This window comes from Actinomyces urogenitalis DSM 15434 (genome assembly GCF_000159035.1).
In the GTDB taxonomy this organism is placed as follows: Bacteria; Actinomycetota; Actinomycetes; order Actinomycetales; family Actinomycetaceae; genus Actinomyces; species Actinomyces urogenitalis.
In genome coordinates this window covers 629,781-633,987 of the sequence record NZ_DS999574.1, presented here as the reverse complement: position 1 = coordinate 633,987, position 4,207 = coordinate 629,781, and the positions used below count along the sequence as shown (strand labels likewise).

At 71.4% G+C, this 4,207-nt stretch carries 5 protein-coding genes; 4 read left to right on the top strand and 1 reads right to left on the bottom strand.

The window, feature by feature from the left end; all coding sequences use genetic code 11:
- Positions 1 to 440 (bottom strand): variant leucine-rich repeat-containing protein (locus HMPREF0058_RS12600; RefSeq protein ID WP_006548140.1); only part of this gene is annotated, 440 nt, incomplete at its 3' end.
- A gap of 82 nt (positions 441 to 522) precedes the next feature.
- Between HMPREF0058_RS12600 and HMPREF0058_RS02680 the strand changes: the two genes are divergently transcribed.
- The 4 genes from HMPREF0058_RS02680 to HMPREF0058_RS02665 all read left to right on the top strand — a co-directional run.
- Entirely contained in the window at positions 523 to 2,946 is a 2,424-nt protein-coding gene (locus tag HMPREF0058_RS02680) for an ABC transporter ATP-binding protein (RefSeq protein WP_006548139.1), read from the top strand.
- 150 nt (positions 2,947 to 3,096) lie between these two features.
- Positions 3,097 to 3,540, top strand: coding sequence for a phage holin family protein (locus tag HMPREF0058_RS02675; protein ID WP_006548138.1), 444 nt, complete (start codon positions 3,097 to 3,099; stop codon positions 3,538 to 3,540).
- Positions 3,537 to 3,968, top strand: coding sequence for a hypothetical protein (locus tag HMPREF0058_RS02670; RefSeq protein ID WP_006548137.1), 432 nt, complete (start codon positions 3,537 to 3,539; stop codon positions 3,966 to 3,968). The genes HMPREF0058_RS02675 and HMPREF0058_RS02670 overlap by 4 nt, the downstream gene beginning before the upstream one ends.
- Positions 3,965 to 4,207: DUF3618 domain-containing protein (locus HMPREF0058_RS02665; RefSeq protein ID WP_040319646.1), on the top strand; the 243-nt coding region annotated here is incomplete at its 3' end. The genes HMPREF0058_RS02670 and HMPREF0058_RS02665, both read left to right, overlap by 4 nt.

Below are 4,207 nucleotides of genomic sequence, written 5' to 3'. Positions count from 1 at the left end.
GGCTCGGCGGCCAGCTCAGGATCCTCAGGCTCGGGCTCGGTATCCGCCTCGGGCAGCACGTGAGCCTCGGCGGCGGAGGTGAGCGCGTCCGCCGGAGCACCACTGCTCAGGCTCTCGGGTCCGGCGGTGACGGGGGTCTCCGAGCCGGGCGCAGGTGAGCTCGTCCCTGCTCCAGAGGTCAGAGCGTCGGCCGGGGGCTGCTGCTCGGGCGCGGAGCCCGGTTGGTCCGCGGCTGGCTCGGAAGCCTGCACGGCAGAACCCGCCAGCTGCTCGTCCACCCAGGTGCGCAGGTCAGCGTAGAGGGAGGTGTTGAGCGCGAGCGCGTCAACCAGGTCCGGGCGGTTCGCGGCGATGGCGGCCTGGAGGGCGAAGTCGGTGGTCGAGGCAGCCAGGTCCCGGTCCGCCGCCAGCGCGGCCTGACGGGTCTGTTCGGCATCCATGTGCGGGCCTTCCGGGAGGGGATGGGGTGTACCGGGACGGCAGCTGCCTCGATGCTACCGCCGTGGCACGCGCAGAAGCGGTATGGCTGCGCAGGCCGGGGCCAGGCGCATCGGCCACCCACGCCCCGCCCCGCAGGCGGGCCGCCACCGTCATCTCCTCCCCCAGCCGGGGGACCCGCTACCCCAGCCCACGGCGACCTCGCCCGGCCGTCTCCTGGGGTGGTTGCTTCGCCGTGCCGCCACGCCCGTTCTCCTGGCAGCCGCAGCCTCAATCGTCGCCAACGTCATCCAGGCCATCGTCCCTGGTTTCCTTGGCGCCGCCCTAGACGCCGGGATCGAGAACGGCCTGAGCGGGCGCGTGTGGACGATCAGCCTGGGGCTGCTGGCCCTGTTCTGCGTCTATGCCGGGGCAGACACGACCCTGTCCTACGTGCGTATCCATGCCTGGATGCGCACCACCTTCGATGTCTCGCGGCTGGTAGGACGCCAGGTGACGACGACCGGTAGAGACCTGCCTAGGCAGGTCTCTACCGGTGAGGTCGCTGCGGTGGTGGCCTCGGACGCGCAGTACATGGGCAATTTCCTCGAGCGCCTACCAGGCCTGATCGGTGCCGCGATCTCCTTCCTCGTGGTCGCCGTACTCATGCTGCGCACCTCGGTGCAGCTCGGCCTCATCGCGCTGATCGGGATGCCGCTGGTCGCCTGGATCGTCACCCTGGTCATCAAACCTCTCCAACGGCGCCAGGCCTACCAGCGCGAGGCACAGTCCGAGGTCACCACGATCACCACGGACACGGTGGCGGGCCTGCGCATCCTGCGCGGGATCGGTGGTGAGGAGGTCTTCGCCCAGCGCTACCGCGACGCCTCCCAGGAGCCGCGCCGCCGCGGAGTGAGCGTGGCCGGTACGCAGTCGGTGCTCATGAGCCTGCAGGTGCTGCTGCCCGGCCTGTTCGTGGCCCTCGTGGTGTGGGTGGCCGCGCGTATGGCGGTGGCCTGCACCCTCAGCGCCGGCGAGCTGGTCACCTTCTACGGCTACACGGCCTACCTGTCCTGGCCGCTGATGGAGTTCTCCAACTCCGTCCAGGACTACACCCGCGCCCGCGTGGGTGCGCGCAAGCTCTTCCGTCTCCTGCAGGTCAGGCCCGTGGCCGGCAGCGCCGAGGAGCGCCTGACGCTGGACCCCGTGCACGGTTCGGCGCGCGACGGCGCATTGGTCGACTCCGCCTCCGGGGTACGGATCGCACCTGGTCGCACGACGGCGCTGGTCGCCTCGGACCCGTCGGTCTCCGCCGCGCTGGCCACCCGTCTGGGCCGGTTTGACGACGCCGAGCCCACCGTGACGCTCGATGGCCGGCCGCCGGCGAAGATGCCTCTGGAGGACGTGCGCGCCAGCATCGTGGTCTCCGGGGCGAGCGCTCAGCTGTTCACCGGGACGCTGCGCGCCGGTCTGGACGTGCGTGGGGCCGCGGTGCCGGGGCCGGTGGCCGTCGAGCAGCTCGTGGCCGCCGAGTCCGGACGCACGAACGTGGCTGCCGTGGACCAGAACGTTCATGAGGTGGCCGCCCATGAGGCTGGGGACGAGCGCTTGCTCAAGGCCGTCGAGGTGGCCGATGCCCATGACGTCCGGTCCTCCCTGGAGGAGGGACTGGCTGGCATGATCACGGAGAAGGGGAGATCACTGTCCGGCGGGCAGCGCCAGCGCGTGGCCCTGGCCCGCGCACTTCTGACCGAGGCGCCCACGCTCGTGCTCATCGAGCCCACCAGCGCCCTGGACTCCCACACCGAGTCACGTGTGGCACGCAAGGTGCACCAGGCCCGGCAGGGCCGTACCACCGTCATCGTCACTGAGTCCCCGCTCGTGCTGGAGGCCTGTAACGAGGTCGTGCTCCTGGACGCTTCCGGCCGCGAGCACGTGCGTGTCACGCACCGCGAGCTGCTGGCGCGCGCCCGGAGAGGTGAGGAGGCGGCCCTGGCCTACCGTGCCGTTGCTCTTGCCGACGGCGATGACGAAGACAGACCTAGCCTTCACCGTCCCGCTCAGGGCACAGGTGTTGGAGGCCAGGCCCGGTGCGCTCTGCTTGGGCGAGCGGTACTACAGGCTCAGGCCCTCCAGCGCGAGGTCGGCTCCGGTCGGGTTGGCCAGCTCGACGAACTTGTCCTGGTAGGCGGCACCGGCCGAGCCGCCGGAGGTGTAGACCTCAGAGATGACCAGGCTCGAGCCGTCCGGGGCGGCGTGAGCCGTGGCCGGCAGGGCCAGGCCGGTGCCGGTCAGGGCGAGCACGCTGGCAGCCAGCGCTCCGGCCCAGGGCCGCAGCCGGCGTCGTTCAGCGCGTGGACGCGCAGACGCAGAGAACATGACAGGGACTCCTCACAGGGACGTCAGGGGTGGGACGGCGCAGGGCGCCGACGGGCGCGCGGTCCTTGCACACCCGTGCGCACCACAGTGCCGGGCACAGATGAACGGCGGATGACCAGGACCCATCAGTCTCATCAGCACTTCTTGTGAGCCTGCGTCCCGGCCGATGTCCGCCAGAAGTCCCTTGCCGAGCACCCGCCAGCGCCCACAGGCGGCCCGATCGCGATAGCCTTCGCATGTCTGTTGTGCCCACCGGCGATCTCGTCGCCAGTCGCATCGTGAGAAGAAGGTCGGTCCTCTATGTCCCAGAACCTGCCCCCCACACCACCGCGCGAGGCATCCCAGCCCACGCTCGGCGAGCTCGTCGCCCGCATCTCAGAGAACGTCTCTGGACTGATCAAGGGTGAGATCGACCTGGCCAAGGCCAAGGGCAAGCGCATGGCCATCAAGATGGGGACCGGTATCGGCCTGCTCGCCGCCGCCGGCGTGCTGGCCCTGTACGCGCTGGGCCTGCTGCTGGACGCCGCCGCTCACGCCATCGCCGTCGCCCTGCCCCTGTGGGCGGGCTACCTCATCGTCGCCGTCGTCATCCTCATCATCGTCGCCTTCCTCGCCTTGGTCGGCGTCAAGAAGCTCCAGGCCGGAGCCCAGGACGTCCCGGCCCCGCAGGACGGTCTCAAGGAAGACCTGGAGACCGCCAAGACCGCCGTCCAGGCGGGCCTGAGGAAGGGAGAGGCCCAGTGACCGCCCAGAACCCCGCTGCCGCACCCGCCTCCCTGACCGTGGAGGAGATCGAGGCCCAGCTGGCCGAGCGCCGTCGCACGCTCTCCCGCGACCTGGAGGACCTGGGCTTCCGCCTGGCTCCTACCTCGCTCAAGGCCCAGGCGCGTCAGGCCGCCGACGAGGCGAAGGTGCGGGTGCGCGCCGGCCTGGCCGAGCTCAAGGAGCGCGCGCAGGACGCTGCCGATACCGCCCGGGACAAGGCTGAGGACGCCGTCGACGAGCTGGGCTCCTCCGGCCAAGCGGGCGCAGCCAGCCCGGCCGACCGCGCCCGTCGCCTGCTGGACGACGCCGCCGACGGCGACCCGCGCTCGCTGGCGATCGTCACCGGTGCCGCCCTCGCGCTGGCCGGCCTGAGCCTGTACGCCGTCGTCAAGGCGCTGCGCTCATGAGCCAGGAGCAGACGGCGCACGAGGAGACGCCCGAGGAGATCCAGGCGCGGCTGGCTGCTGCGCGGGCCGACCTCGCCGCGAGCGTGGACGCCCTGGCTGACCGTATCTCCCCTAGCGCGCAGGTGCGCGAGGCGGCGCAGGAGGTCAAGGCCAGCGCCCGCGAGCTCGGGCAGTCCCTGCGAGACCTCGGCACCGACCTGCGCGAACGCGCCAGCCAGACCGTGTCCGAGGCGCGCGAG

Excerpts from the sequence above, each read along its gene's own strand:
- HMPREF0058_RS02675 (WP_006548138.1), top strand. The coding sequence starts at position 3,097 with ATGTCCCAGAACCTGCCCCCCACACCACCGCGCGAGGCATCCCAGCCC.
- HMPREF0058_RS02680 (WP_006548139.1), top strand. The coding sequence starts at position 523 with ATGGCTGCGCAGGCCGGGGCCAGGCGCATCGGCCACCCACGCCCCGCC.